The organism is Candidatus Aquicultor secundus (assembly GCF_002791875.1).
Classification (GTDB): Bacteria; Actinomycetota; Aquicultoria; order Aquicultorales; family Aquicultoraceae; genus Aquicultor_A; species Aquicultor_A secundus.
Genome location: NZ_PFNG01000255.1, coordinates 1 through 868, shown reverse-complemented (window position 1 = coordinate 868; position 868 = coordinate 1). Strand labels below are relative to the sequence as shown.

The 868-nt window shown below is 41.9% G+C and carries 2 protein-coding genes; both read left to right on the top strand.

The genetic code is table 11. From position 1 onward, the window contains the following. Positions 1 to 312, top strand: a 312-nt coding sequence (locus COY37_RS10815; RefSeq protein WP_286977562.1) for an AbrB/MazE/SpoVT family DNA-binding domain-containing protein, incomplete at its 5' end; no start/stop codon positions are given. Beyond that, positions 309 to 716, top strand: coding sequence for a type II toxin-antitoxin system VapC family toxin (locus COY37_RS10810; protein ID WP_286679410.1), 408 nt, complete (start codon positions 309 to 311; stop codon positions 714 to 716). The genes COY37_RS10815 and COY37_RS10810, both read left to right, overlap by 4 nt. The last annotated feature ends 152 nt before the right edge of the window (positions 717 to 868 follow it).

Genomic DNA, 868 nt, shown 5'->3' with positions numbered 1-868 from the left:
TTTGCTATTATAATAAGTAAAGAATATGCCGAAATATTTACTTGGGGTGTTTGTATGGCTATAAAATCAACAGTATCTTCAAAGGGACAAGTTACGATCCCGGCTAAGGTTAGAGAAGCACTAGGGTTAAAACCCGGCGATAGAGTTATCTATAAAGTAGCTGGTGGCAAAGCGGAAATTATACCGGTTAAGGGCACTATCCTTGATGCTGCGGGCACAGTTAAGCCAAAAACAAAGCCAGAAGACTTTAGAAAAATAAGGGAGACCGTAAAACGTGCGGTAGCTAAACATGCGGCGGAGAAAAATCAGTGAAAGGCCATCTGATAGATACCAATATTTTTATTAGACTTCTTACCGAAGATGACCCCGAGCAAGCTGCCGCTTCAAAGGATTTCATCGCCCGCGTTATGGCCGGAAAAGTAAATGCTTACGTAACAGTCGCGGTAGTATTAGAGATTGTATGGACCCTCAGTTCTTATTACAAGCTAAGCAGAGATGATATTTCGGATAAACTTACACTGCTTCTTAACACCAAGAAACTAGCCGTAGAAAACAGAGATGTTGTTGAAGAAGCCGTCGAGTATTACAGGTCCGTACCAATTGATTTTGCCGATTGCTATAACGCTGCTTATGCTAAATTAATAGGCGATGCCGTCGTTTTGTCTTACGATAAGGACTTCGATAAGCTTAAAGGCATAAAAAGGGTTGAACCGTAGTCCGGGTTTTGTAAGCCACAGGGTCGGGCATGAACTGGTTTTATATGGAAAACAGAAAAGCGGTCTATATGTACGATTTCCGCACTTCAGCTCACCGAGCCGGATAAAGCATTGCTCGGGGGCAGATAAAACCCGTAAGAATATTTAAAAAT